Annotated in this window: 24 protein-coding genes; 10 read left to right on the forward strand and 14 right to left on the reverse strand. The window is 68.4% G+C overall.

Annotation, left to right across the window (positions count from 1 at the left end):
• Positions 1 to 91 precede the first annotated feature (91 nt).
• Complete coding sequence (locus M529_RS27095) at positions 92 to 862, forward strand: enoyl-CoA hydratase/isomerase family protein (protein WP_021316407.1); 771 nt, start codon at positions 92 to 94, stop codon at positions 860 to 862.
• A 317-nt stretch (positions 863 to 1,179) separates the two neighbouring features.
• On the opposite strand, the gene M529_RS27100 is transcribed toward M529_RS27095, so the two are convergent.
• Positions 1,180 to 1,968, reverse strand: a complete 789-nt coding sequence (locus M529_RS27100) for an SDR family oxidoreductase (protein ID WP_021316408.1) — start codon at positions 1,966 to 1,968, stop codon at positions 1,180 to 1,182.
• Positions 1,965 to 2,294, reverse strand: a complete 330-nt coding sequence (locus tag M529_RS27105) for a nuclear transport factor 2 family protein (RefSeq protein WP_031294146.1) — start codon at positions 2,292 to 2,294, stop codon at positions 1,965 to 1,967. Before M529_RS27105 ends, M529_RS27100 begins: the two co-directional genes overlap by 4 nt.
• Before the next feature lie 96 nt (positions 2,295 to 2,390).
• Here M529_RS27105 and M529_RS27110 point away from each other — a divergent pair, with 96 nt between their 5' ends.
• Positions 2,391 to 3,302, forward strand: a complete 912-nt coding sequence (locus tag M529_RS27110) for a LysR family transcriptional regulator (RefSeq protein ID WP_021316410.1) — start codon at positions 2,391 to 2,393, stop codon at positions 3,300 to 3,302.
• A gap of 426 nt (positions 3,303 to 3,728) precedes the next feature.
• Here M529_RS27110 and M529_RS27115 read toward each other — a convergent pair whose 3' ends face one another.
• A complete protein-coding gene (locus tag M529_RS27115) occupies positions 3,729 to 3,932 on the reverse strand; it encodes a hypothetical protein (RefSeq protein ID WP_021316411.1) in 204 nt (67 codons plus the stop codon).
• Between the two features lie 63 nt (positions 3,933 to 3,995).
• On the opposite strand from M529_RS27115, the gene M529_RS27120 reads away from it, so the two are divergent.
• Positions 3,996 to 6,662, forward strand: a complete 2,667-nt coding sequence (locus tag M529_RS27120; protein WP_021316412.1) for a glycoside hydrolase family 3 C-terminal domain-containing protein — start codon at positions 3,996 to 3,998, stop codon at positions 6,660 to 6,662.
• A gap of 35 nt (positions 6,663 to 6,697) precedes the next feature.
• On the opposite strand, the gene M529_RS27125 is transcribed toward M529_RS27120, so the two are convergent.
• Complete coding sequence (locus M529_RS27125; RefSeq protein ID WP_021316413.1) at positions 6,698 to 8,632, reverse strand: sialate O-acetylesterase; 1,935 nt, start codon at positions 8,630 to 8,632, stop codon at positions 6,698 to 6,700.
• A 78-nt stretch (positions 8,633 to 8,710) separates the two neighbouring features.
• On the opposite strand from M529_RS27125, the gene M529_RS27130 reads away from it, so the two are divergent.
• Positions 8,711 to 9,892, forward strand: a complete 1,182-nt coding sequence (locus M529_RS27130; protein ID WP_021316414.1) for an aminotransferase — start codon at positions 8,711 to 8,713, stop codon at positions 9,890 to 9,892.
• On the opposite strand, the gene M529_RS27135 is transcribed toward M529_RS27130, so the two are convergent.
• From M529_RS27135 to M529_RS27145, 3 genes are read right to left on the reverse strand one after another with little or no spacing between them, the layout of a single operon-like run.
• The gene (locus tag M529_RS27135; RefSeq protein WP_021316415.1) at positions 9,847 to 10,365 is read right to left on the reverse strand and encodes a hypothetical protein; all 519 of its coding nucleotides are present in this window, start codon (positions 10,363 to 10,365) and stop codon (positions 9,847 to 9,849) included. The two genes, M529_RS27130 and M529_RS27135, sit on opposite strands and share 46 nt — an antisense overlap.
• Positions 10,366 to 10,396: 31 nt before the next feature.
• On the reverse strand, positions 10,397 to 11,191 hold the full coding sequence (locus M529_RS27140; RefSeq protein ID WP_021316416.1) for an SDR family NAD(P)-dependent oxidoreductase: 795 nt from the start codon (positions 11,189 to 11,191) through the stop codon (positions 10,397 to 10,399).
• 59 nt (positions 11,192 to 11,250) lie between these two features.
• Positions 11,251 to 12,081: an alpha/beta fold hydrolase gene (locus M529_RS27145; protein ID WP_021316417.1), complete on the reverse strand. Its 831-nt coding sequence runs from the start codon at positions 12,079 to 12,081 to the stop codon at positions 11,251 to 11,253.
• 130 nt (positions 12,082 to 12,211) lie between these two features.
• Here M529_RS27145 and M529_RS27150 point away from each other — a divergent pair, with 130 nt between their 5' ends.
• On the forward strand, positions 12,212 to 13,195 hold the full coding sequence (locus M529_RS27150; RefSeq protein WP_021316418.1) for a GlxA family transcriptional regulator: 984 nt from the start codon (positions 12,212 to 12,214) through the stop codon (positions 13,193 to 13,195).
• 84 nt (positions 13,196 to 13,279) lie between these two features.
• Positions 13,280 to 14,743, forward strand: coding sequence for a DNA recombination protein RmuC (gene rmuC / locus M529_RS27155; RefSeq protein ID WP_021316419.1), 1,464 nt, complete (start codon positions 13,280 to 13,282; stop codon positions 14,741 to 14,743).
• A 12-nt stretch (positions 14,744 to 14,755) separates the two neighbouring features.
• On the opposite strand, the gene metW is transcribed toward rmuC, so the two are convergent.
• Together metW and metX are read right to left on the reverse strand one after the other, a co-directional pair.
• Positions 14,756 to 15,349, reverse strand: a complete 594-nt coding sequence (gene metW / locus M529_RS27160; protein WP_021316420.1) for a methionine biosynthesis protein MetW — start codon at positions 15,347 to 15,349, stop codon at positions 14,756 to 14,758.
• Positions 15,346 to 16,482 carry a homoserine O-acetyltransferase MetX gene (metX, locus tag M529_RS27165; protein WP_021316421.1) on the reverse strand — a complete coding sequence of 379 codons (1,137 nt, stop codon included), beginning with the start codon at positions 16,480 to 16,482 and terminating at the stop codon, positions 15,346 to 15,348. The genes metW and metX overlap by 4 nt, the downstream gene beginning before the upstream one ends.
• 119 nt (positions 16,483 to 16,601) lie before the next feature.
• Between metX and M529_RS27170 the strand changes: the two genes are divergently transcribed.
• Positions 16,602 to 17,549, forward strand: a complete 948-nt coding sequence (locus M529_RS27170; protein WP_021316422.1) for a 2-hydroxyacid dehydrogenase — start codon at positions 16,602 to 16,604, stop codon at positions 17,547 to 17,549.
• Positions 17,550 to 17,815: 266 nt separating this feature from the next.
• Here the strand turns inward: M529_RS27170 and M529_RS50685 are convergent, their stop codons facing one another.
• Positions 17,816 to 18,139 carry an SEC-C metal-binding domain-containing protein gene (locus tag M529_RS50685; RefSeq protein ID WP_084490761.1) on the reverse strand — a complete coding sequence of 108 codons (324 nt, stop codon included), beginning with the start codon at positions 18,137 to 18,139 and terminating at the stop codon, positions 17,816 to 17,818.
• 37 nt (positions 18,140 to 18,176) lie between these two features.
• Between M529_RS50685 and M529_RS27175 the strand changes: the two genes are divergently transcribed.
• From M529_RS27175 to M529_RS27185, 3 genes are all read left to right on the forward strand, one after another.
• Entirely contained in the window at positions 18,177 to 19,067 is an 891-nt protein-coding gene (locus tag M529_RS27175; RefSeq protein WP_021316423.1) for an AraC family transcriptional regulator, read from the forward strand.
• Between the two features lie 331 nt (positions 19,068 to 19,398).
• Positions 19,399 to 20,496 (forward strand): histidinol-phosphate transaminase, encoded by a 1,098-nt coding sequence (gene hisC / locus M529_RS27180; RefSeq protein ID WP_021316424.1) that lies wholly within the window; start codon positions 19,399 to 19,401, stop codon positions 20,494 to 20,496.
• A gap of 2 nt (positions 20,497 to 20,498) precedes the next feature.
• Positions 20,499 to 21,404 (forward strand): prephenate/arogenate dehydrogenase family protein, encoded by a 906-nt coding sequence (locus M529_RS27185; RefSeq protein WP_021316425.1) that lies wholly within the window; start codon positions 20,499 to 20,501, stop codon positions 21,402 to 21,404.
• On the opposite strand, the gene M529_RS27190 is transcribed toward M529_RS27185, so the two are convergent.
• From M529_RS27190 to ftsE, 4 genes are read right to left on the reverse strand one after another with little or no spacing between them, the layout of a single operon-like run.
• The gene (locus M529_RS27190; protein ID WP_021316426.1) at positions 21,401 to 22,096 is read right to left on the reverse strand and encodes a lysophospholipid acyltransferase family protein; all 696 of its coding nucleotides are present in this window, start codon (positions 22,094 to 22,096) and stop codon (positions 21,401 to 21,403) included. The genes M529_RS27185 and M529_RS27190 overlap by 4 nt on opposite strands.
• Before the next feature lie 8 nt (positions 22,097 to 22,104).
• Positions 22,105 to 22,635, reverse strand: a complete 531-nt coding sequence (locus tag M529_RS27195) for a YdcF family protein (protein ID WP_021316427.1) — start codon at positions 22,633 to 22,635, stop codon at positions 22,105 to 22,107.
• Complete coding sequence (locus M529_RS27200) at positions 22,632 to 23,534, reverse strand: cell division protein FtsX (protein ID WP_031294151.1); 903 nt, start codon at positions 23,532 to 23,534, stop codon at positions 22,632 to 22,634. Before M529_RS27200 ends, M529_RS27195 begins: the two co-directional genes overlap by 4 nt.
• Positions 23,535 to 23,536: 2 nt before the next feature.
• Positions 23,537 to 24,247, reverse strand: a complete 711-nt coding sequence (gene ftsE, locus M529_RS27205; protein WP_021316429.1) for a cell division ATP-binding protein FtsE — start codon at positions 24,245 to 24,247, stop codon at positions 23,537 to 23,539.
• Positions 24,248 to 24,297 lie beyond the last annotated feature (50 nt).

The raw sequence follows: 24,297 nt of genomic DNA on the forward strand, positions 1-24,297 counted from the left end.
GCTTCGGGCCATCGTCCGCTGCCGCGGCGAACGGACTAGCTGATCCCCACGCCGCCGCTCCCGGCTGGCGACAAGATCAAGGATCAACATCATGGCAAAGTTCGACACCTATCGCGACGCTTTCCCCAACGCCCGCCTGACCCGCAAGAACAATGGCGTACTCGAAGTCGCCTTGCACACCGATGGCGGCAAGCTCGTCTTCAACGGCCACACGCACGAGCAGTTCGTCGACCTGTTCCACCAGATCGGCGAGGATCGGGACAATCGCGTCGTGATCCTCACCGGCACCGGCGATGCGTTCATGGACGCGATCGACCCCGAAGGCTTCGACTTCTTCACCCCGCAGGGTTACGACAAGATCCTCCGCGAGGGCCGTAAGGTCCTCTCGAACATCCTCGACATCGAAGTGCCGATGATCAGCGCGCTCAACGGGCCGGTGCTGCTCCACAGCGAGTATGCGCTGTTGACCGACATCATCCTGGCGACACCCGAGACCGTCTTCCAGGACAAGCCGCATTTCGACTTCGGGATCGTGCCCGGTGACGGCGTGCACCTGTTGTGGCCGCACGTGATCGGCTCGATCCGTGGGCGCTATTTCCTGCTGACCCGCCAGTTGCTCGATGCCCAGACCGCCAAGGAATACGGTGTCGTCAACGAGATCGTGCCGGCCGATCACCTGCTGACCCGGGCTCATGAGATCGCCGACGGCATCGCCGCGCTGCCGCCGCTGACCGGTCGCTACACCCGCATGGCGATCACCCAGCCGCTGCGCCGCCTTATCGACGAGGGCACCGGCTATGGCCTTGCGCTCGAAGGAATCAGCGCGGCCGACGTCGCCCGCTCAATGGCCGTCCAGGGCTGATGCCCCGCGCCCGGCCGTGCGACCGGCCGGGCGGCCAAGCAGGCCCCATAGCCAAAACCCTGCCTGAAGAAGACAGCGGCAAACATGGTTGAAGGATTTCTGATGCGGGCCAGACTTTGCCTCTTCGCGTAGACGCCGGGCATGCCTCAGCAAGACTCGCCTGATTTGCCCCGCGCCGGCCGCGAGTGGATCGCGACCTCACCGCTTTCCGAGACGATCTCGAAGGCGGTGGGGATCGTCAACGACCATGAACAAGGCTGCTTTCGCCGAGACGCACTTATCCGCTGAATGCAGTTCGGACTGCCGGGGCGGGGCTCTCAGACGGTGCGGATGGTCCCGCCGTCGATAACGAACTCGGCGCCGTGGATCGCTGCGGCGCGGTCTGCGGCGAGATAGGCGATAAGGTCGGCCACCTCTTCCGGCTCGGCTCCCCGCCCGATCGAGATCCCGCCCAGGGCATCGAGCACGGACTGACGCGCGTCGTCGACCGTGCCGCCATTGGCTGCCCGAAGCATTTCTAGAAAGTCTCCGACGGCTTCCGTCATGATCCAGCCGGGCGAGACGGCGTTGACCCGCACGCCCTTGGGACCGAGCTCCTTCGAGATCGACTTGCTGTAGGTCCTGAGCGCTGCCTTGGCAGCGGCATAGCCGGTCGTGGACTCGGGCAGCGGCAGGACGGACTGAATCGAGGTGACGTGCACCACGACGCCCGCGCCCCGCTCGAGCATCTGCGGGATCAGCAGGCGGTCGAGCCGGACCGTCGCCAGCAGATTGAGATTCAGCTCGGCGAGCCAGTGCTCATCCGTCAGCGCGACGAAGCCACCGGCCGGCGAAGCCGAGCCACCGACGACATGGGCAAGGATATCGATGCCGTCCAGCCGCTCGAGCGCCGCCTTGGCCAGCGCTTCGCCGCCCTCGGGCGTGGTCAGGTCAGCCTGAACATATTCGACACCCTCGATGGCATCCTTGATCGTGCGGGCGGCGGTGATGACCCGCGCCCCGCCGGCAAGGAAGCGCTCGACCGTGGCGCGGCCCAAACCCTTGGTGCCACCGCTGACGAGCACGCGCTTGCCGGCGAACTCGGTGGGATCGGCCTTGATGCTCATACCGTGGTCTCCAGCGTCCTGATGGCGCCATCCGCCAGCGTGAAGCGATAGGTGAAGCGCAGCGGGCTACCCGGGAAGTCGCCATGCGCGGGACCTTCGACGACGATATCGTCGCCCTCTTCCCGGACCGTGTCAGGCATGAAGATCGCCTTCACCGGGATCACCTCTTCTTCGAACAGCTTACGGATCGCGGCATGCCCCTCGAAATGCTTGCCGTTGTCGATGAAGACGGCATCGCGCTGGAAGGGCTGCAACATGCCCTCGATATCGAGACGGGCATTCGCCTCGACATAGTCGGCGATCGGCTTGGGTAGGTCCATGGGCATGTTCATCTCCTCAAGGGTGAGGAGGCTTATTTAGCGATGGACTTTTCGCCTGATAATCGAGACAAATCGGCATAGCGTGTTACGGAAACCGAAATAATGAGTCGCCATTCGCTGATCGAGCTCGAGGCGGTTCTCGCCATCGTTCGCTGCGGCTCGTTTCGAGCGGCGGCGCTCGATCTCGGCATGTCGACCACGGCCATCAGCAATGCAGTGGGAAAGCTCGAGCGGGAGCTTGCCGTGCGATTGTTCAATCGCACCACACGCAGCGTCTCGCTCACTTATGCGGGGCGGATCTTCGTCGCACAGATCAAATCAGCGCTCGAGGATATCCAGAAGGCGATGAACACGGCGCGCTCCCAGCAGGAGACGCCATCGGGCACCTTGCGCATCAATGCCTTCGCGACGGCGGCGCGCGAGATCATGGCGCCGCTGATCCTGACCTATCTGCAACGCTATCCGCAGGTCCATATCGACCTCGTCACCGAGGGACGGCTTGTCGACGTCGTCGCGGCGGGCTTCGATCTGGGCGTGCGCAGCGCGGATCTGGTGCCCAGCGACGCGATAGCCATACCGCTGGGGCAGATGCGACGCATGGCGGTTGCCGCGTCCCCGGCCTTTTTCGAAAGCAGGGCTATCCCGCAGGTGCCGCAGGAGCTGCTTACTTACCCCTGCCTTCGCGTGCGGCTTCCCAATGGCGCCTTGTTCCGATGGCGGTTCGAGAAGGGCGGCGAGGAATTGCAGCTCGACGTCGAGGGCCCGATCACCCTCGACGAAGCTTCGCTGGCCCGGATCGCGGTAACGAACGGCGTGGGGATCGGCTATTTCATGGAGACCGATGTTCGCGACGACATCGCGGCAGGTCGGCTCGTCCGCATCCTCGAAGACTGGACGCCGCCGCTAGCGCCGCTGTGTCTTTATTATTCCAATCGGCGCAATTCCTCCGCGGCCTTCCAAGCCTTTATCGCGCTCGCACGCGACTTCGCCGCCGGTCGGCTCGCACAGCCTTGAGGATGGCTGCTGCCGTGCGCGCACCCCGCTATCCAAACCGGCGTCTGTCTCGCTCCTCGATCGCGACGATCTCATGGTGACTGGATTGGCACCATATACCAAGGCGTTCCGAGCTTCGTGCCATTGCCGCTGAGGTCGCAGAAACGGACTGATTCTGCTAACGCTGACGGCACCTTGGGTTGCGTTTGGGTTCGAACGCCAGAACTGGAAGGGATGTGGGAAAAAGCCGAGAGTAGTCGATAGATGGCCTGCGGAGATCGGCGAAAGTTCCCTAGTGATATCAACAGTATAACTTTCTGACGGATCCTGGGCGGCATGAGCTATGATCCCGAACAATATTCGACGGCGCAAGCCGCCGCCGATGGGAGTTTGACTTGGGCACACGTCCTCCTTCGAGGCGGGATGGGCCGCTTCCGCCCTGCATGCTTACCCCTTCATCATAATCTCCTCACGTGCATTCACCATCTGCTCGGACAGCAGCATCGCCTTTGACAACATCTGCGCGTGCATATACTCAGACAAATGAATGCGCCGCGAACCGCTGCGCATATCCGCATGGGCGGCGAGGTGGGCAATCTTCGACGATTCGGACGGTGGAGCGGCGAGGCTGAAATACTGGTCGCCAGGCATGTCCGATCAGAAGGGTCACCCAGCCCGCACGGCACGATGCGGACAGGATGGAGGAGCAGAAGGGTGAAGCGTTCGGTCATTTCCGCCATATATCTCGCCGCGAAATCTTCCGCGTTCGCTCTCGCGGTCGGATGCGCCGGAAGCTCCGCCTTCGCGCAGACGGACGCCCGTGCGGAGGCGGACGCGAAGGCGCGGGCGATCGTCAGCCAGCTTACGGTGGACGAGAAGGTCGCCCAGCTCCTCAACGTCGCCCCGGCGATCCCGCGGCTCAACATCCCTGCCTATAACTGGTGGACCGAATCGCTGCACGGCGCGATGGGATCGGTGCCCACCACCAATTTCCCGGAACCGATCGGCCTCGCCGCGACGTTCGACGCACCGCTGGTGAAGCAGGTCGCCTCCGTCATCAGCGTCGAGGTGCGCGGCCTCCACACCCTCGGCCGGCAGACTGGCCATCTCGGCCGCATCGGCACCGGGCTCGACACCTGGTCGCCCAACATCAACATCTTCCGCGATCCGCGCTGGGGGCGCGGCCAGGAAACCTATGGCGAGGACCCTTATCTGACCGCCCAGATCGGCGTCGCCTTCGTGAACGGCATCCAGGGCAGCAATCCGGATCTGCCCGACGTGGTCGCCACGCCCAAGCATTTCGCCGTGCACAGCGGCCCCGAGCCGAGCCGCCATGTCGACAATATCTATCCGACGCCGCACGACCTGGAGGACACCTATCTCCCGGCCTTCCGCGCAGCGATCGTCGATGCGAAGGCCGGGTCGATCATGTGCGCCTATAACCGCGTCTATGGGCAGTCGGCCTGCGGCAGCCAGGTGCTGCTGCGCGACTATCTCCGCGGCGCCTGGGGCTTCAACGGCTATGTCGTGTCCGACTGCGATTCGGTGGTCGACATCTACGAACATCACAAATATGCGCCCGACGCCGCCACGGGCGTGGCCGTCGCCCTGACCCACGGGGTCGACAATGAATGCAACAACGCCACGCTGGGCGGGCGCACGGACCTCGGCAACCGCTACAAGGACTCGCTCGCGCGCGGCTTCATCCGCGAAAGCGACATCGACACCGCGCTGGTCCGGCTGTTCTCGGCGCGCCTGCGCAACGGCGACCTGCCGGGCCTCTCCGCGCGCAAGCCTGACGCCACGCCGGTCGCCGCGATCGACACGCCCGAACATCGCGAACTGGCGCTGACCGCGGCGGAAAAGAGCATGGTGCTGCTGAAGAATGACGGCATCCTGCCGCTGAAGCCGGGCACGAAGATCGCGCTGGTCGGCCCGCTGGCCGATGCCACCCGCGTGCTGCGCGGCAATTATTCCTCGCCGCGCAGCGCCCCGCCCATCTCCGTCGCGGACGGCCTGCATGCCGCGATGCCGGACGCCAAGGTGACACTGGTGCCCTTCACCCCGTCGATCACCGACGGCGATCCCGTCCCGGGCACGGCGCTCCTGACGCCGGAGGGCCGCCCTGGGGTCCGTGCCCAATATTATAGCGCGCTGGACAAGGCCGGCGCCGCCCCGGATGCCGAGCGCCGCTATCCCGCGACGCCCGCCCTCACCCGCACCGAAACCAGCATCGTGTCGCGCGCGTCCGAATTCCGGCAGGTCGCGAACGATTACAAGGTCGTGTGGACCGGATCGCTGGTCGCGCCGGAAACGGGCCTCTACCGCATGGCGCTGACCGGGGTGAAGGGCAGCCTGACGCTGGGCGGCAAGACCATCGTCGAGGCGAAGGACTATTCGCGCTGGGCCGAACCGCTGAAGCTGGTCGACGTACCGCTGCGCAAGGGCGACCGGATCGCGATCAACCTCCAGAATGAAAGCGGCGTCGCGCCCGCCCCGCAGATCTTCTGGAAGCGCGTGTCGCAGGACCTGGACGCCGACCTGCGCCGGGGCACCGCCGACGCGGATGTCGTCGTCGCCGTCGTCGGCCTCACCTCCGACTTGGAGGGCGAGGAGATGCCGGTGAAGATCGAGGGTTTCGAGGGCGGCGACAAGACCTCGCTCGACCTGCCCGCCGACCAGCGTGCCCTGCTGGAAAAGGCGAAGGCGCTGGGCAAGCCGCTGATCGTGGTGGCGATGAACGGCAGCGCCATCGACCTGTCCTGGGCGAAGGACAATGCCGCCGCGATCCTGGAGGCCTGGTACCCTGGCCAGTCGGGCGGCCGCGCCGTGGGCAACATCCTGTCGGGCGCAACCAACCCGGCCGGACGCCTGCCCGTCACCTTCTACAAGAGCGTGGAGGACCTGCCGCCCTTCACCGACTACAGCATGGCGGGCCGGACCTATCGCTATTTCGAAAAGACGCCGGTCTATGCCTTCGGCCATGGGCTCAGCTACACCCGCTTCGACTATGGCGATTTCGCGGTAGAACCGGTGAACGGCGCGGCGGAAAACGGCCTGTCGGTCCGCGTCACGGTGAAGAATGCGGGCGCCCGCGCGGGCGACGAGGTGGCGCAGCTCTACATCACTCCGCCCGCCTTCAAGGGCGCGCCCCGCACCGCGCTGCGCGGCTTCCAGCGCGTATCGCTGAAGCCCGGCGAGCAGCGGACGCTGCGCTTCGACCTTTCGCCGCGCGACCTCAGCTTCGTGACGGAGGAAGGCGACCGGCAGCTGATCCCGGGCCAGTACCGGGTCACGGTCGGCTCCGGCCAGCCCGCCAGCGGCGCGACCGGCGTGGATGGCGGCTATGCCATCCAGAAGGTCGTGGCGCTTCCGAAATAAGGGCTTGTCCGGGCGCGCGCAGGCGCGCCCGGTCCCTAGCGGACCGGAATCTCGAACGGTCCCGTCGGCAGCTTCGATCCGTCCGACAGCGGGCAGACCGGGCTATCCCCCCAGCAATAGCGCAGCCGCGTCGGCCGCGCGCCGGTCAGGTCGATCGCGACCGTGTCGGCGCCCGCGATCCGGGCCGGCGCAATACGGCACGACCCGGCGGCGGGACCGCACAACTCGAACGCGGGGAGCGCCGCGTCCGGCGCGGCGAGCGCGCCGGTGACGCCGCCCAGGCGCAGCGTCACCGCCTTGCCCTCGATGCGCGCGTCGATCGGGCGCGGCCCCGTGGGCGTCGCTTCCCCGTAGAGCAGGCGCCGTCCTGCCAGCGCCAGCCGGCGGCCGACCTCCTGCTTGGCGGTCGGGTGGATGTCCGCCGGATTGCCGATGTCGATCGTGACGATATAGTCGGCCTTCGGATCGGCAATGGCCGCGCGGCGCTGCGCCTCGCGAATGTCGGCCATTTCCGATTCCACCGGGCCGTCGGGACGCGGCCCAAAATTGGGCAGCTGCACGATCAGGAAGGGCAGGTCCGCCCGGAACCGCCTGCGCCAGTCGGCCATCAGCGTCCCCAGCAGCGCCTGATAGTCGGGGGCGAAATGGATGTCGGATTCGCCCTGGTACCAGACCGCCGCCTTGAACCCGTAGGGCCCCATCGGCGCGATCATCCCGTTGGAGATGACGGACACGCCATGCGCCGGCCCCCAGGGCAGCTGCGGCGCGATCAGGCTGGCGGGCATTTCGGCATAGCGCCACGGCCCCGCGATCGGCACTGCGCTGCCGTCGGCCAGGCGGATCGCGCGGCTGTCGGCCGGGCCGCTCATGCCGCAATTGCGCCAGCTGCAGAAGATGTTGGTGACGATGACGTTCTTCCCCGCGCGCAGCACGCCCGCCGGGATCGGATGGCGCGCCTGCCGCGACCAGGACGTGCCGCCCACCCCCTGTCCGTTGACCCAGCTCTGGTCCTCTTCGTTGACGGCGCCCAGGTCCAGGATCGCGCCCTGCGCCGCCTGCGCGGCGGTCAGCGTCACCTCCGTGCGGAACCACATCTGGCCGGTGAAGCCGTCGGGCGACGTTCCCTTCCACAGCGCCCAGGGCCCGAGCCCGGCCGGCGCGGTTTCCCAGCCCGACGCGTCGAAGGACGGCTGCCACGGTTCGCCCCCCGCGATCCCCTGCTGCCGCCACCAGCGTTCCCAAACCGCGCTCCATCCCCTGTCGGCCGCCATCGGGTCGCGCCGCCGCAGGTCGAGCAGCTGCACATTCTCGGCCTCCTGCCCCGTGCGGTGCAGCGTCGGCTCGCTGATCCAGGCGCGCACCCGGCTGCCGCCCCAGGCGGCGGTGACCAGGCCGACCGGCACCTTCTCGGTCTTCTTCAGTTCCCGCGCGAAGAAATAGCAGCTCGCCGAAAAGTCCCCGACCGTCTCCGGCGACGCGGGCGTCCACGCCACTGGATCGGCGAAACTGTCCAGCGGGGTCACGCTGTCCTTGGTCCGCACGGTCAGCGACCGGATGGTGCCGTCGGTCGCCGCCGCCATCTCCGCCGCCGCATTGTCCGCGCCCTTGACGGCGAAGGCCATGTTGGATTGGCCGCTGCACAGGAAGACGTCGCCCACCAGCACGTCGGCGATCGCCTGTGTCTCGCCGGAAGAGGACCGCGCCTGCAGGGTGAAGGGCCCGCCGGCCGGCATGGCGGGCAGTGTCAGCGTCCAGTGCCCGTCCGCGCCCGCCCGCGCCCGCTGCGTCGCCGCGCCCATCGTCACCGTCACCTCGGCGCCGGGTGCGGCGTCGCCATAGACCGGCACCGGCGCGTCGCGCTGGAGCACGGCATGGTCCTGGAACATGGGGTGGAGCAGCGGACCCGCCTGCGCGGCCGGCGCCGTCGCCGCAGCCAGCATCGTCGCCGCCAGAAGGCCTGCCTTGGTCATCGTCCCCTCCCCCCTCCAACTTATGTCCGACAATTATGCCAGCTGTACGTGGGCCGCAAGACGCCCTACGCCTATGTCATGAGCGAGGCAGCACCGTCACCCCTGGGCCATCCCGTCTATCGGGACATGCCGACAACCATCTTCGAAAAGATGTCGGCACGGGCGCGGGAAACCGGCGCGATCAACCTGGGCCAGGGCTTTCCCGAGGGGCCGGGCCCGCGCGAGATACTGGAGGCGGCGGCGGACGCCCTGCTCACCCGCTCCAGCCAATATGCGCCGATGGCCGGCCTTGCCGAGCTGCGCGCGGCGGTGGCGGCCCACTATGCCCATTTCCAGGGGCTGGACCTGACGCCGTCCGAGGTGATCGTCACCTCCGGCGCGACCGAGGCGCTGGCGGCAAGCCTGCTGGCGCTGGTGCGGCCGGGCGACGAGGTGCTGGTGCTCGCTCCGCTCTACGACGCCTATCTGCCGCTGATCGAGCGCGCGGGCGGGGTCGCGCGGATCGTGCGGCTGACGCCCCCCGACTGGCGCATCACGCGCCGGGCGCTGGAGGCGGCGATCACCGGCCGCACCCGCTTCCTGCTGATGAACAATCCCGTCAACCCGACCGGCGTCGTTCTGCGCGGGGAGGAGCTGGCGCTGCTGGCCGAACTGTGCGTCGCGCATGGGCTGATCGCGATCTGCGACGAGGTGTGGGAACAGGTGACCTTCGACGGCATCGACCACCAGCCGCTGATCGGCCTGCCCGGCATGCGCGACCGCACGGTCAAGATCGGGTCGGCAGGCAAGATCTTTTCCGTCACCGGCTGGAAGGTCGGCTGGATGTGCGCCGCCCCGCCGATCGCCACCCTGCTCGCCCGGGCGCACCAGTTCCTCACCTTTGCCACCCCGCCCGGCCTGCAATGGGCGGTGGCCGACGGGCTGGCCAGGCCCGACGCCTGGTTCGCGGCGCAGCGCGACGCCTATCAGGCGTCGCGCGACCGGCTGGCGCGTGGGCTGGAAGCGGCGGGCTATGCCGTCCATCCGGGCGGCGGCACCTGGTTCCTGACCATCGACCTGCCCGCATCGGGCATCGCCATGGACGACGTCACCTTCTGCGACCGCATCGTCGGCGAGGCGGGGGTGGCGGCGATCCCGATCTCCGCCTTCTACCCCGCCGACCCGATAACGCATCTGGTGCGCCTGTGCTTTTCCAAGAGCGACGCCACGCTGGATCAGGCGGTGGCGCGGCTCGCCGGGTTCAGGGCCTCGCTCGGCTGACGGCGCCGCACGATCGCGGCACCCAGCACCAGCATGGCGATCAGCAGCAATGCCTGCGCGGCCAGGAAGGGCGGCTCCGTCCCGGTCGGCGCCAGCACGTTGAGCGCCGGCACCTTCAGGAAGCCCTGCACCACCAGCACGAACAGGTTCAGCCACAGCGCCACCGTGGCGGTGACGGCATAGACGATCCGCGCCACGCCCCTGCGGGCGAAGCCGTAGAGCGCCGCCAGCGCGGCCACGAGGACGATGGTGGAGATCACCCCCACCCCGATCGCCGGTGTGAAGCCGCGGAAGGGAAAGAGGAAGCCGGTCAGGCTGGTGAGCAGCGTCGTCGCGAGGAACAGCGCGTGCATCCGGGGATGGAAGCGCCCAGCGGCAAGCGCGCCGAGGGCGAGGAGACCGCTCGCGATGCCGACCAGGCTGATGGCGACATGGAACGCGATGAACTGCGGAAGGCTGAGACCGAGGATCATGGGACTTCTCCTTGTGAAGCAGGACAGCGATTCATTCCGCTCCGGCGGCAAGGCCGTAGCGCGGCGCGGCATGGGCCAGCGACAGGTTGGGGCGCAGCGCGGCGCGGGCGGCCAGATAGGCGTCGAGCTGCGCGATGTCCGGCAGCGCCGGGATGGTGATGGCTTCGCCGAGGTCGAGGCCGGCCAGCGCGGCGTCGACCATCTCCTCGACGTCCATCACCATATGGGCGGGAATGCCGGCGAGCTGCTCTTCGGTCCAGATCGGCGTGCGGGTGATGCCCGGCAGCACCGCCTGGACGCGCACGCCCTGCGGCCCCAGCTCCGCCCGCAGCGCCTCGGTGAAGGCGAGGACGAAGGCCTTGCTTGCGGGATAGGTCGCGGTGAAGCCGTCGGGCATCAGCGCCGTGATCGACGTCATGTTGATGATCGTGCCCGCACCCCTCGCCGCAAGGCGCGGCGCGATGGCGGCGCTGAGGCGGGTGACGGCCAGGATGTTGAGGTTGATCAGCCCGGTGAGATAGGCCGGGTCCGCATCGACGAAGCGCCCTTCGCCGGCAATCCCGGCATTGTTGACCAGGCCTGTGATCGCCTCGTCCTCGCGCAGCCGCGCCTCGATCCGGGCGAGGTCGCCGGCATCGGCCAGGTCGGCCGCCAGCACCTCGACGCCGACTCCGGCTTCCGCCCGCAGCCGCTCGGCGAGCGCGGCGAGCTTTTCCGCGCGCCGGGCGACCAGGATCAGGTTGGCGCCGCGCCGCGCGAGGCGATCGGCATAGACCGCGCCGATGCCGTCCGAGGCGCCGGTGATGAGAATGGTGTCGTTGCTCATGGGAAATCTCCTCCAGTCCTTCTCCGTCCGGGCCCGGCCCGAACGGAGGCGAACAGCTTTCAGCCCTTGATGAAGTCCAGCAGGTCGGCGTTGAACCGGTCCTGGTGAGTCTGCGTCAGCCCATGGTCGGCGCCCTTGTACACCTTCAGCACCGCCTGCGTAACGATCTTGACGGTGGACAGGGCGGATGCGCCGATGGGGACGATCTGGTCGTCGTCGCCGTGCAGCACCAGCGTCGGCACGTCGACTTTCGCCAGGTCCGCATGGAAATCGCTTTCGGAAAAGGCGCGGATGCTGTCGAGCTGGCCTTTCAGGCCGCCCATCATCCCCTGCCGCCAGAATTCCTCGCGAATGCCCTCCGAAATCGTCGCGCCTTCGCGGTTGTAGCCGTAGAAGGGCAGGGTCAGGTCGCGAAAGAACTGGCTGCGATTGTCGAACGTGCCCTTGCGGATGCCGTCGAACGCGTCGATCGGCAGGCCGATCGGGTTCGCCTCGGTCTTCAGCATCAGCGGCGGCACCGCGCCGATCAGCGCCAGCTTCGCCACCCGCGCCGTGCCGTGGCGGCCGATATAGCGGGTCACCTCGCCGCCGCCGGTCGAATGGCCGACCAGGATCACGTCGTGCAGGTCCAGCGTCTCGATCAGTTCGGCCAGGTCGTCGGCATATTGGTCCATGGTGTTGTTGTCCCACACCTGGTCCGACCGCCCATGGCTGCGGCGGTCATGGGCGATGGTGCGGAAACCGGCATTGGCGAAGAACACCATCTGCGCGTCCCAGGCATCGGCCGTCAGCGGCCAGCCATGGGAAAACAGCACCGGCTGTGCATCCTTCGCACCCCAGGCCTTGTAGAAGATGCGGGTGCCGTCCTTGGTGGTGATGAAATTGCTCATGTGAAATTCCCTTCCCTTGTCCGAAAGGGCGTCCTTCACGCCCTGTGCTTGCGGAATTACGGCGTCTGGGCGAGGATCGGGATTGGGGAACCCGACATTAAGCGGGCCGATTCCGACAGGGAGCATGTCCATGGTCGCGACGGGCGAAATCAGGGCCGAAGTCGGCATCCTGCTCTATGCCGGATGCCAGGCCGCGATGGTGCACGGCATCACCGACCTGTTCGACATTGCCGGGCAGTTTTCCGCGCAGCGGGCCGGGCCGGTGCTGCGGACCAGCCATTGGGGAATGACCGATGACGGCGGTTTCGTCCGCACCTTCGACACCCATGATGGGCAGGGCGGCATGCCGGAAATCTGGCTGATCCCCGGCCGGCTGACGGGCGTGCCCGACGCGGTGGAGGCCGCGCCCTATGCCCGCTGGCTGCTGGACCGCCACGCGCAGGGCGCGACTCTCGCCTCCAATTGCGGCGGCGCCTTCCTGCTGGCGGCGACCGGCCTGCTCGCCGGGCGGCCGGCCACGACGCACTGGCTGTTCGCCGAACCCTTTCGCGACCGCTTCCCCGACGTCCGGCTCGACTGCGACCGGATCGTCATCGACGACGGCGACATCCTGACCGCCGGCGGCCTCATGGCCTGGACCGACCTCGGGCTGCGGGTCGTCGACCGGCTGCTGGGGCCGACGGTGATGATCGACACGGGCAAGTTCCTGCTGGTCGATCCGGCCGGCCGCGAGCAGAAGCATTATGCCCGCTTCATGCCGCGCATGACCCATGGCGACGAGCCGATCCTGAAGGTGCAGCACTGGCTCCAGGCGCGCGAGGCGAAGGCTGCCAGCGTGGGCGAGATGGCCGCGCAGGTGGGAATGGAGGAACGCACCTTCCAGCGCCGCTTCAAGGCGGCCACGGGTATGACCCCGATCGAATATGCCCAGCATCTGCGCGTCGGCAAGGCGCGCGAGCTGCTGGAATTCACGAAGCGCACGGTGGACCAGATCGCCTGGAGCGTCGGCTATGAGGACGCCGCCGCCTTCCGCAAGCTGTTCCACCGCATCGTCGGCCTGTCGCCCGGCGACTATCGCCAGCGCTTCGCCGCGCCGGCAGCGCGGGCCGCCTGACGCACGGCAAGGGGGCCGGCCCTTAACGCTTGCGGCGAAGAAGGGGGGCGGCTAAGTTCCCTTTTCGTTCTGCAAGGGATCATCATGGACAGTCTCGCCGCCCTTCTCATCGTCGTCGCGCTGCTCGCGGGCCTTGCCGCCGGCTGGCTGCTGCGCGGCCGGGCGCTCGCGCCGCTGGCGGCGGACAAGGCGGATCTGGCCGCGAAGCTCGACGTCGCCACCGCGCAGCGCAACGCGGCAATCGCGGAACTCGCCGTCGCGCAGGAGCGCGCGACCCAGGCGAACGCCCATGCCGACCGGCTGGAAGCGGCGCAGGCGGCGCTCGCGTCGCGGCTCGAGGGCGTGCAGGCCGAACGCGAGGGCGCGTTGCGCGATCTCGCCGCGCTCCGCTCCGATGCGCAGGCCCGCGCCGAGGCGTTCGAGGCGCAGATCGCCGCGCTGAAGGATGCCCGGGACCAGCTTTCGGCCCAGTTCAGCGAGATCGGCGGCCGCCTGCTCGAACATGCCAAGGCCGATTTCCTGACCCGCGCCGACCAGCGCTTCGCCCAGGCGAGCGAGAAGAGCGAGGCGCAGCTCAAGACCCTGCTCGCCCCGGTGGAAACCACGCTCCGGCGCTATGAGGAAGGGCTCGCCCGGGTCGAGAAGGACCGCGTCGGCAGCTATGCCGAGCTGCGCGAGGCCGTGGCGCAGATGCAGCAGGGCCAGGGCCAGGTGCGGGATGAGACCGCGAAACTGGTCAACGCGCTGCGCGCCGCGCCCAAGACCCGTGGCCGCTGGGGCGAACAGCAGTTCAAGAACCTGATCGAGACCGCGGGCCTCTCCCCCCATGTCGATTTCCGGGAGGAAGTGTCGGTCACCGTCGAGGCCAATGAAACCGAGACTCGGCTGCGCCCCGACTTCATCATTCGCCTGCCGGGCGGCCAGCAGCTGGTCGTCGACGTCAAATGCTCGCTGGAGGCCTATCTGAACGCGGTGGACCAGGTCGATCCCGCGCTGCGCGATCGCCACATGGCCGACCATGCCCGGGCGGTGCGCACCCATGCCGACGCGCTCGGGCGCAAGGCCTATTGGGAACAGTTCGAACGCGCGCCCGACTTCGTCATCATGTACGTGCCGGGCGACAATTTCGTCACCGCCGCGCTGGAGGCGGACATGGAGCTGTGGGAGCGCGCGGCGCGCAACCGCGTCATCATCTGCGGCCCCGCCACCTTCCTGCCACTCGCCCGCACGCTCGCCGGCCACTGGCGGCAGGCGAAGATGCAGGACCAGGCGCGCCAGGTCGGGCTGCTCGGCAAGGAACTGTACGAGCGGCTGTCGGTCGCCGCGACGCATCTCAAGCGCCTCGGATCCGGCCTCAATAGCGCCGTCGCCAACTATAACAGCTTCGTCGGCAGCTTCGAAACCCGCGTCCTTTCCACCGGCCGCAAGTTCCGTGACCTCGATATCGAGACCGGCGGCAAGGAGATCGAGTCGGTGGAGCCGCTCGACCTGCTGGCGCGCGAAAGCCAGGCGGACGAGGCCCGCGCGCTCCCAGACGCGGCGGAATAAGAGCCGGCCGCGTCAGCGGCGCAGCAGGAACACCGCATGCTCGGCGAACAGGTTGGCGTTCGCATGGGTCGTCTCGCGGTCGCCCTTCAGGAACCACTGGCCGTCGATATGCCAGCCCCGCTCCTTCACCAGCGCGCGGAAGTCGTCGATCGTCACATGGTGGATGTTGAGCGTGTCGTACCAGGTGTCGGGCAGCAGCCGCGTCACCGGCATCCGCCCGCCCAGCATCAGCGACAGCCGCCCGCGCCAGTGCGCGAAATTGGGGAAGGACACGAACGCCTGCCGCCCGATGCGCAGCAGCTCCTCCACCACCAGGTCGGGCCGCCGCGTCGTCTGCAGCGTCTGGCTCAGGATCGCATAGTCGAAACTGGCGTCGGGATAATAGCGCAGGTCGGAATCGGCATCGCCCTGCACCACCGACAGCCCGCGTCCTACCGCCGCCGCGACATTGCCGCCGTCGATCTCCAGCCCGCGCGCGTCCACCTGCTTGGCGTCGCGCAGCGCCGCCATCAGCGCCCCGTCGCCGCAGCCCACGTCCAGCACCCGCGCGCCGGCCTTCACCGTCCGCGCGATCAGGGCCAGGTCCGGCCGCAGCGCCTCGCTCACGCCCGCCCGCCCTTCAGGAAGCCGTCGACCACCCGGTTGAGCTCCGGGCATTCCAGCAGGAACGCGTCATGGCCGAACGGGCTCGACAGCTCGACGAAGCTCGCCTGCGCCCCTGCGGCGTTCAGCGCATGGACGATGATCCGCGATTCCGCCGTCGGATAGAGCCAGTCGGTATCGAAGCTGACGAGGCAGAAGCGCGCCCGCGTCCCGGCGAAAGCGCTCGCCAGGCTGCCGCCATGGTCCTCGGCGATGTCGTAATAGTCCATTGCCCGGGTGATGTAGAGATAGCTGTTGGCGTCGAACCGGTCGACGAAGCTCAGCCCCTGGTGGCGCAGATAGCTTTCCACCTGAAAATCGGCGTCGAAGCCGAAGGTCTTGGCCTCGCGCCCCTGCAGGCGGCGGCCGAACTTCTCGGTCAGCCCCGCCTCGGACAGATAGGTGATGTGCGCCGCCATGCGCGCCACCGCCAGCCCCGCGCTTGGCACCCTGCCATCGGCATAATAGTCGCCGCCGCGCCAGTGGGGATCGGCCATGATCGCCTGCCGCCCGACCTCGTGGAAGGCGATGTTCTGCGCGCTGTGCCGCGCGGTCGAGGCGATGACGACGCAGCTTTCCACCCGCTCGGGGAACAGCGTCGGCCAGGTCAGCGCCTGCATGCCGCCCATCGACCCGCCGATCACCGCCGCCAGCCGGTCGACGCCCAGATGGTCGAGCAGCATCGCCTGCGCCCGTACCATGTCCGCGATGGTCAGCACCGGGAAGCGCATCGCATAGGGCTCGCCCGTGGCGGGATCGGGGCTGGCCGGGCCGCTCGATCCCAGGCAGCTGCCGATGACGTTGGCGCACACGATGAAATGCCGCGCCGGATCGACCGGCTTGCCTTCGCCCACCATGCGCCACCACCAGCCGGGCTTGCCGGTGATGGGATGCTCCGACGCGACATATTGGTCGCCGGTCAGCGCATGGCAGATCAGGATGACGTTGGAGCGGTCCGCGTTCATCGCGCCATAGGTCTCATAGGCGATGTCGAGCGGCCCCAGGCGCGCCCCGCTGACGAGCGGCAGCGGGCCGGGAAGCCGGACCTGCCGGCGCAGCCCGAAGCGGCTGTCCTCCGTGATGGATATGGTCGCCATGGTGGAGCGGCGCTAGGACCGGCGACAAGCGCTGTCAATCGAGCGGCGCTTCTCCCCGCGCGCCGGAAAGCCGCGGAGGGGTGGTTCCCCCCGCGGCGGACAGCCTCTAAAGGAGCCCCATGACCGACCGCACCATCCCCGTCATCGCCTACGGCCCGCTCTCGCCCTATCTGCTGGAGGGCCTGGAAAGCCGCTTCGCTGTCCACCGCCTCGCCGCCGATGCCGCCCCCGATGCCCTGCCTGACGCAGTGCGCAATGCCCGCGCCCTCGTCTCCTTCGGCGCGCTCGGCGCCTCGGCCGCGGTCATGGATGCGCTCCCGGCGCTGGAGATCGTGTCGCTCTTCTCGGTCGGCTATGACAAGGTCGATGTCGACCATGCGCGGGCGAAGGGCATCCGCGTCACCAACACGCCCGACGTGCTGACCGACGACGTCGCCGACCTGGCGGTGGGGCTGCTTTTCGCCACGGTGCGCAACATCGCGGCGAACGACCGCATGGTGCGCGCGGGTGCCTGGGCGCGGGGCGAATCGCCCGCCCTCTCCGCCCGCGTCACCGGCCGCCGCATCGGCATATTGGGCCTCGGCCGCATCGGCCGCGCCATTGCCGCCCGGTTGGAGCCGGTGGCGGGCGAGATCGTCTATCACAACCGCCGCCCCGCGCCGGACACCGGTTATCGCTACATCGCCGATCCGATCGCCTTCGCGCGGGAAAGCGAGGCGATCATCGTCGCAACCTCGGGCGGGCCGGAAGCGGCGAAGCTGGTCGATGCCGCGATGCTCGACGCGCTGGGGCCGCAGGGCGTGATCGTCAACATCAGCCGCGGCAGCGTGATCGACGAGCCGGCGCTGGTCGCCGCGCTCGCCGAACGGCGCATCGCCGGCGCGGGGCTGGACGTCTTCGCCGACGAGCCGCATGTGCCCGAAGCGCTGCTCGCCATGGACCATGTCGTGCTCCAGCCGCACCAGGGCAGCGCCACCGTCCTCACCCGCCAGGCGATGGCCGACCTCGCCCTCGCCAATCTCGACGCGCACTTTGCAGGGAGGGAGTTGCTGACGCCGGTGGTGTAAGGCGGGGCCGGCCATCTCAACACGGAATGGCGGCCCGGGGTGGGGAGCTGCCGCTAGCTTCCCGCCGTCATCCCGGGCTTGACCCGGGATCCCGCTTCTTTCTTTGCGCGCCGCAAAAGAAAAGCGAGACCCCGGCTCAGGGCCGGGGTGACGGGGGAAATTGTGACCGCCTCCGGCCGTCCGCCCCCCAATGCGAACCCGGGACGAGCCACCCCCTCAATCCCGCCAATAGTCGTGCCGTTCGGCCCCATCGGAAGCGGCCCGATTCAAGGCAGCACCGCTTGAAATCTGAGCCCGGACCCGCACGGGCATGGATCGTTGCGGCCGAGTTTCTCGACCAGTTCCTTGTCGCCGTGGACGAAGCGCAGGCCGCGCTTCACGCTGGTTTCGGACGGATAGCCCCTGCGCCGCTTAGACGTGCGCTCGAAAGCAGGGCTGATCGAAGGGATCGCGATGATGTGCCATGGTCGCCTCCTGTCTTTTTGACGCGGGGCGGATAGCAGATTTCGGCTCCTTCGACACGCCCGTCCGGCGCGACGGGGCCGCCCCCATCCGCGCACCCCAACAACCGCAAGATCGGTCGAGCGCATCCAGGCCGCCCGCGATATCCTGCCCTCACAACAGCGGATGAAGATGATGACGGCGCCACTCGACCCCTATCATGCCCGGATGCGCAGGGTGCTGGATCATATCGACCGGCATCTCGACGGCGATCTCGACCTGGAGACCGTCAGCAGCGTCGCAGCCTTTTCGAAGTTCCATTTCCACCGGCAGTTCAAGGCGACCTTCGGCCTGTCCCTGCACCGCTATGTACAGCTCGCCCGGATGCAGCGGGCGTCGAAATCGCTGGCAGGCGGGGAGGAGGCGAGCGTCACCGCCATCGCCATGGACGCCGGATACGAAACGCCCGACGCCTTCGCCCGCGCCTTCCGCCAGCGGCTGGGGCAATCGCCGTCCGACTTCCGCAAATCTCCCGACTGGGAACCGTGGCTTGCGGCTTTCAGGCCCCTCAACGCCGCCAGGAGCAGGATCATGCAGACCATCTTCACCCCCGACCAAGTGACCCTTCGCGATGTCGCCCCGGCCCGCGTGGCGATCTTCGAGCATCGCGGCGACCCGGCCACCCTCGACGCCACGATCCAGCGGTTCATCGCCTGGCGGAAGGCCGCCGGGCTATCGCCCCGGACCAACCCCACCTTCAACATCTGGCATTCGGAGCGCCGCCCCGCCGATCCCGCCGACTATGCCATGGACCTGTGCGTCGGCCTGCGCCCGGACGATGCGTTGCACGCGGGGGAGGAGGCGGTCAAACTGGGAGAAATCCCCGGCGGTCGCTGCGCCGTGCTGCGCGTGACCGGCGACACCCATAATCTGGAGCCGGCGGCGCTCTACCTCTACCGCGACTGGCTCCCTGCCAGCGGCGAGGAGATGCGCGACTTTCCCATCTACTGCCAGCGCTTCTTCCTGGATCAGCCGGAACGGGGCACGGCGGCGGACCTCTTCCTGCCGCTGAAATAGGCGGGCGAAGAAGCGGGCGATAAGGAGAGACTTCCAAAATAGGATTTGCTCTGTTCTACCCTGTCCGATGGACCGGCTCTTCCCCCCTCGCATCTCCCGCATCGCGTGTCGCGTCGGTGGCGCGTCGCTGTCGCCTCGCTGTCGCGTGGGTGTGACCTTGGAGGCGCTTCGGTGTGACCCGACTGTCGCGTCGGTGTCGCGTCGCCGTGACCTTTCCGTTACTTTAGCGCCCAGATCGGCGCGGAATGCCCGACAACGGTGTGAACTTCGGCGGTGGCGCGTCGGTGCAGCCGCTTTGCCTTTGGCGCGGAAGCCGCTAAAGCCCGCCTCCATGACAAAACCGCTTCCCAAGGACTGGATCCTCGGCATCTCTCCCTATGTGCCGGGCAAGTCGGCGGCCGACGACGGCCGTCCCCTCATCAAGCTGTCGGCGAACGAAAATCCGCTCGGCACCGGCCAGGCGGCGCGCGCCGCCTTCCTCGCGGCGACGGCCGACATGGCGACCTATCCCGACCCGTCGGCCAGCCTTCTGCGCGAGGCGATCGCCGCGCATCACGGGCTCGATCCGGCGCGGGTAATCTACGGCACCGGCTCGGACGAGCTGCTGCACCTCGCCGCCAGCGCCTATGCGGGGCCGGGTGACGAAATCCTCTACGTCCGCTACGGCTTTTCGGTCTATGACATCGCCGCCCGCCGCGTCGGCGCGACGCCGGTGGTGGCGCCCGACGCCGACTATGCGACCGATGTCGACGCGCTGCTCGCCAGCGTGACGGAGAAGACGAGGGTCGTTTTCCTCGCCAATCCCAACAACCCCACCGGCACCATGACCCCACGGGCCGAGATCGCCCGGCTGCATGCGGGCCTGCGCCCCGACATCCTGTTCGTGCTCGACCAGGCCTATGCCGAATATCTGGAGGCGGACGAGGATGACGGCGGGCTGGATCTTGCCCGGAACGCCGCCAATGTGCTGGTGACCCGCACCTTTTCCAAGATCTACGGCCTCGCTGCCGAGCGCATCGGCTGGGGCTATGCCAGCGCCGAGGTAATCGACGTGCTGCACCGCATCCGCGCGCCGTTCAACGTGACCACGGCGGGGCAGGCGGCGGCCATCGCGGCGATCGACGACACCGCCTGGGTCGACGCCAGCCGCGCGCACAATGCCCAATGGCGCGACTGGCTGGCGGGCGAGGTCGCCTCACTCTCCAACCATGGCCTGCGCGCCGTGCCGAGCAAGGCCAATTTCCTGCTCATCCTGTTCGAGGGCGCGCTGACCGCCGAGGCGGCGATGAAGGGGCTGTGGGACGAAGGCTATGCCACCCGCTGGCTGCCGGGCCAGGGCCTGCCCAACGGCCTGCGCATCACCATCGGCACGGAGGAACAGACCCGCGCCGTTGCGGCGAAGCTGCGGGCGATGGCGGAAGCCGCCTGACGATGCTGCCCTTCGCCCGCGTCACCATCATCGGCCTCGGCCTCATCGGCTCGTCGCTCGCCCGCGCCATCCGCGAAACGATGCCGACCGTGCGAGTCACGGGCTATGACGCCGACGCGGAAGTGCGGCTGGTCGCCCGTGCCATCGACCTGTGCGATGACATCACCGACACGGCCGGCGCTTCGGTGACGGACGCGGACCTGGTCGTGTTGTGCGTGCCGGTGCGGGCGATGGGCGCGGCGGCGGCGGAGTTCGTGGACGACCTGCCGGCCGATGCCATCGTCAGTGACGTCGGCTCGTGCAAGGCGGACGTGCTGGCACAGCTCAGCGCCGCGCTGCCCGGCCGCACCGTCATCCCGGCGCATCCCGTGGCAGGCACCGAGAACAGCGGACCGGAAGCCGGCTTCGCCAGCCTGTTCCGCGGCCGCTGGTGCATCGTGACGCCGCCCGCCGACGCCGATCCGACGGCAGTGGAGCGCATCGCCGAACTGTGGCGGCGCGTCGGGGCGGAGGTGGATATGATGGACCCGGCGCATCACGACCTGGTGCTGGCGGTGACCAGCCACCTGCCGCACCTGATCGCCTACACCATCGTCGGCACGGCCAGCGACCTGGAGAGCGTCACCCAGTCGGAAGTCATCAAATATTCGGCGGGCGGCTTCCGCGACTTCACCCGGATCGCCGCCTCCGACCCGACCATGTGGCGCGACGTCTTCCTCGCCAACAAGGATGCGGTGCTGGAAATGCTGCAACGTTTTTCGGAGGACTTGTCGGCCTTGCAGCGGGCGATCCGCTGGAACGACGGCGACACGCTGTTCAACCTCTTCACCCGCACCCGCGCCATCCGCCGGTCGATCATCGAACAGGGCCAGGACGATCCCAAGCCCGATTTCGGGCGGCGGCACTAGGCTGGCGGGTTCAGCGCGTTGATCGCGGCATGGACCCGCGCCTCGGCCTCCTTGCGGTCGAGGCCTGTGGGCACGATCTCCCCCACCCGGTAGGTGATGGTGCCCGCCCGCTTGAGGAAGCTGCCGCGCGGAGACAGGCGCCCGCTGTCCACCGCCACCGGCACGACCGGCAGCCTGAGCAGCGCATAGAGGCCGGCGAAGCCGGACTGGAGCCGGGGCCGCTCGCCATGCGGCACCCGCGTTCCTTCCGGAAAGAGGCAGATCGCCCGCCCCTCCGCCGTCGCCTCCGCCGCCGCCTGCCGCAGGGCGCGCAGCGCCTTGGCCCCCGCGCTGCGCTCGACCGGGATCAGGCCATAGCGTCTTGCGATGCCGCCCCAGAGCGGAATGTCCAGCAGTTCCCGCTTGGCGACGATCGCCGGCCGGTCGAACAGGCACAGCAGGTCCAGCGTCTCGAACATGGATTCATGCTTGAAGATGTAAAGATAATGGCCTTGCGGCAGCACGCCCTCCACCCGCACCTTCTGCCCCAGCAGCCAGCGCGCGCACGCGCGATGGAAATGGCTCCAGCGGGTTGCGATCCAGCGGATATAGCCGCGCCCGAATAGGGGGAACAGCAACGCCGCCAGAACGAACAGCACCGACCCGCCATAGAAGACCAGCAGGAACAGGAACGAGCGGAGAGCGGTGAGCATGAACCCCGTCAGATGCCGATCAGCGCGGCGGCGCGCCGCAGCAGATATTTGTTATACTCGCGCGCCAGCATGGTCAGGCTGGGGCGGCTGGGAACGGCGTCGTAGACCAGCGTCACCCGCGAAGGCAATGCCTGCCGCAGCTCCAGCGCGGCGCGGCGCATGTGCCAGTCGGTCGTGATCAGCCGCACGGTCGCATAGTTGCGCCGCTCCAGCCAGTGCGCCGTCTCGATCGCGTTGGATCGAGTGTCGATCGCCTCCCGGCCCAGCGTGATGCAGCAGGTGAACAATTCCTCCGGCGCCTTGTACTGCACAGCAAGTTCGGAGGGACGAACGGAACGGTCGACGCCCGAGATCAGCATGCGCTTCGCGGCGCCCTCGCGCAGCAGGGCGATCCCGCGATCGATCCGGCCGGCCCCGCCGGTCAGCACGACGATCGCGTCGGTCGCCCGGCCATCGAGCGGCTGGGGCAGGAAAATCGCGAACCAGGCGAAACCCAGCATCCAGCCGAGCACCGCCAGGGCAAGAAAGCGGACGATCACAGCGATCGCCCCAGGGCGCGCAGCACCGTCCAGCGCGCCGCGAAGGTCGCGAGCAGCACGCCGCCGACCGGCAGCACCACCAGCAGCGCCCAGCCGGCCCACGGCAGGTCGATAGCGCTGATCAGTTCCGATCCCGTGGCCGAGAGGCGCGTGCCGACAAGCAGCACCACCGCGACAGCCACGGAGAATCCCGCGGCACTGCCGAGCGCCGCGTCCAGGCCGATCCGGCGCTGGAACAGGCGGGCGATCTGCGCGTCGGTGGCGCCCATCAGGTGCAGCACCTCGATCGTGCCGCGATGGCTGTCATGCGCGCCGCGCGCGGCAAGCACGACGACGGCGCCGGTCGCTAGCGCCATCAGCAGCACGATCGCGGCGGAAAGCCAACCAAGCGCGGAGAGCAGCCCTGCGAGGGGCAGCAGGAAGGCCGCATGCGGCTCGATCCGGAGCTTGGAGGACAGGCCGAGAAGCAGGTTGCGCACCCGCCCGACCTTCGCCGCCGCATCGCCGGGAGTCAGCTCGACATCGATCAGCGCGGGAATGGGAAGGTCGCCGCTCACCGCATCCTCGCCCAGCCAGGGCCGCAGCTGGTCGGCAAGGCGCTGGGGATCGACGGGCTGGACGGCGCGCACGTCATCCGACCCGCGAAGAGCCTGCGCCACCCGGGTACTCAATTCCGCGCGCGCCTGCGGATCGGCCTCCACCACCTGCACCGTGGCCCGTCCGGCGAGGTCGGCGCTCATCGCTCGGACGGCGGTGCCAAGTCCCAGGCCCGCGGCGGCGGCGAGGACCGTCAGGAACATCATGATCGCAATGATCCAGGGCATGGGGCCGGCCACCCGACCCTCGGGCAGCAGCCGGTGCCGGGCGGCGTTGGCGGCGCGGCGATCCGCCCTGCGCATGCTCATGCCGTGCCCTGCGGCCGGGGCGGGTAGCGCAGCGACCCGGTCGGATCGGCCAACCGTCCCCGGTCCAGCCGCATCATCTGCCCGCCTGCCACCTGCGCCATCAGCGGCAGGTCGTGGGTCGCGACGACGATGGTGGTGCCCAGGCGGTTGAGCGCCTCGAACAGCGTCATCAGGCGGCGGGCCATGTCGGCGTCCACATTGCCCGTCGGCTCGTCGGCGACCAGTATCTCGGGCCGGGCGATCACGGCGCGGGCGATCGCCACGCGCTGCTGCTCTCCGCCCGACAGGGTGGCGGGGCGCGCCTGGCCCCGGTCGCCCAGACCCACCCAGTTCAGCATTTCGGCGACCGGCGCATCGACCTCGCCCTCCTCCATGCCGGCGACGCGCAGCGGCAGGGCGATATTGTCATAGGCCGACAGGTGGGGGACGAGGCGAAAATCCTGGAACACCACGCCGATACGGCGGCGAAAGCCGGGCAGCCGCTTGCGCGGCAGCGTCACGACATCCTCACCGAACAGGCGGATGACGCCGCGGCTGGGCCGCTGAGCCAGGTACAGCAGCTTCAGCAGCGACGTCTTGCCCGCGCCGGAGGCACCGGTGAGGAAGTAGAAGCCGCCCGCATGCAGCGAAAAGCTGATGTCGGACAGGGTCTCGCTGTCCAGGCCGTAGCGCAGGCCCACATTCTCGAACTGGACGATGGCGGACATGATGGCGATCCGGCTGCTTCCCCGTGTGAAGAGCCATGGCACAGGGCGCG

The organism is Sphingobium ummariense RL-3, from assembly GCF_000447205.1.
GTDB classification, from domain to species: Bacteria; Pseudomonadota; Alphaproteobacteria; order Sphingomonadales; family Sphingomonadaceae; genus Sphingobium; species Sphingobium ummariense.

What these genes read in the sequence shown, in the direction of transcription:
- M529_RS27095 (WP_021316407.1), top strand. Translation starts at nt 92, where the DNA reads ATGGCAAAGTTCGACACCTATCGCGACGCTTTCCCCAACGCCCGCCTG.
- M529_RS27100 (WP_021316408.1), bottom strand. Translation starts at nt 1,968, where the DNA reads ATGAGCATCAAGGCCGATCCCACCGAGTTCGCCGGCAAGCGCGTGCTC.
- M529_RS27105 (WP_031294146.1), bottom strand. Translation starts at nt 2,294, where the DNA reads ATGCCCATGGACCTACCCAAGCCGATCGCCGACTATGTCGAGGCGAAT.
- M529_RS27110 (WP_021316410.1), top strand. Translation starts at nt 2,391, where the DNA reads ATGAGTCGCCATTCGCTGATCGAGCTCGAGGCGGTTCTCGCCATCGTT.
- M529_RS27115 (WP_021316411.1), bottom strand. Translation starts at nt 3,932, where the DNA reads ATGCCTGGCGACCAGTATTTCAGCCTCGCCGCTCCACCGTCCGAATCG.
- M529_RS27125 (WP_021316413.1), bottom strand. Translation starts at nt 8,632, where the DNA reads ATGACCAAGGCAGGCCTTCTGGCGGCGACGATGCTGGCTGCGGCGACG.
- M529_RS27130 (WP_021316414.1), top strand. Translation starts at nt 8,711, where the DNA reads ATGAGCGAGGCAGCACCGTCACCCCTGGGCCATCCCGTCTATCGGGAC.
- M529_RS27135 (WP_021316415.1), bottom strand. Translation starts at nt 10,365, where the DNA reads ATGATCCTCGGTCTCAGCCTTCCGCAGTTCATCGCGTTCCATGTCGCC.
- M529_RS27140 (WP_021316416.1), bottom strand. Translation starts at nt 11,191, where the DNA reads ATGAGCAACGACACCATTCTCATCACCGGCGCCTCGGACGGCATCGGC.
- M529_RS27145 (WP_021316417.1), bottom strand. Translation starts at nt 12,081, where the DNA reads ATGAGCAATTTCATCACCACCAAGGACGGCACCCGCATCTTCTACAAG.
- M529_RS27150 (WP_021316418.1), top strand. Translation starts at nt 12,212, where the DNA reads ATGGTCGCGACGGGCGAAATCAGGGCCGAAGTCGGCATCCTGCTCTAT.
- rmuC (WP_021316419.1), top strand. Translation starts at nt 13,280, where the DNA reads ATGGACAGTCTCGCCGCCCTTCTCATCGTCGTCGCGCTGCTCGCGGGC.
- metX (WP_021316421.1), bottom strand. Translation starts at nt 16,482, where the DNA reads ATGGCGACCATATCCATCACGGAGGACAGCCGCTTCGGGCTGCGCCGG.
- M529_RS27170 (WP_021316422.1), top strand. Translation starts at nt 16,602, where the DNA reads ATGACCGACCGCACCATCCCCGTCATCGCCTACGGCCCGCTCTCGCCC.
- M529_RS50685 (WP_084490761.1), bottom strand. Translation starts at nt 18,139, where the DNA reads ATGCGCTCGACCGATCTTGCGGTTGTTGGGGTGCGCGGATGGGGGCGG.
- M529_RS27175 (WP_021316423.1), top strand. Translation starts at nt 18,177, where the DNA reads ATGAAGATGATGACGGCGCCACTCGACCCCTATCATGCCCGGATGCGC.
- hisC (WP_021316424.1), top strand. Translation starts at nt 19,399, where the DNA reads ATGACAAAACCGCTTCCCAAGGACTGGATCCTCGGCATCTCTCCCTAT.
- M529_RS27185 (WP_021316425.1), top strand. Translation starts at nt 20,499, where the DNA reads ATGCTGCCCTTCGCCCGCGTCACCATCATCGGCCTCGGCCTCATCGGC.
- M529_RS27190 (WP_021316426.1), bottom strand. Translation starts at nt 22,096, where the DNA reads ATGCTCACCGCTCTCCGCTCGTTCCTGTTCCTGCTGGTCTTCTATGGC.
- M529_RS27200 (WP_031294151.1), bottom strand. Translation starts at nt 23,534, where the DNA reads ATGCGCAGGGCGGATCGCCGCGCCGCCAACGCCGCCCGGCACCGGCTG.
- ftsE (WP_021316429.1), bottom strand. Translation starts at nt 24,247, where the DNA reads ATGTCCGCCATCGTCCAGTTCGAGAATGTGGGCCTGCGCTACGGCCTG.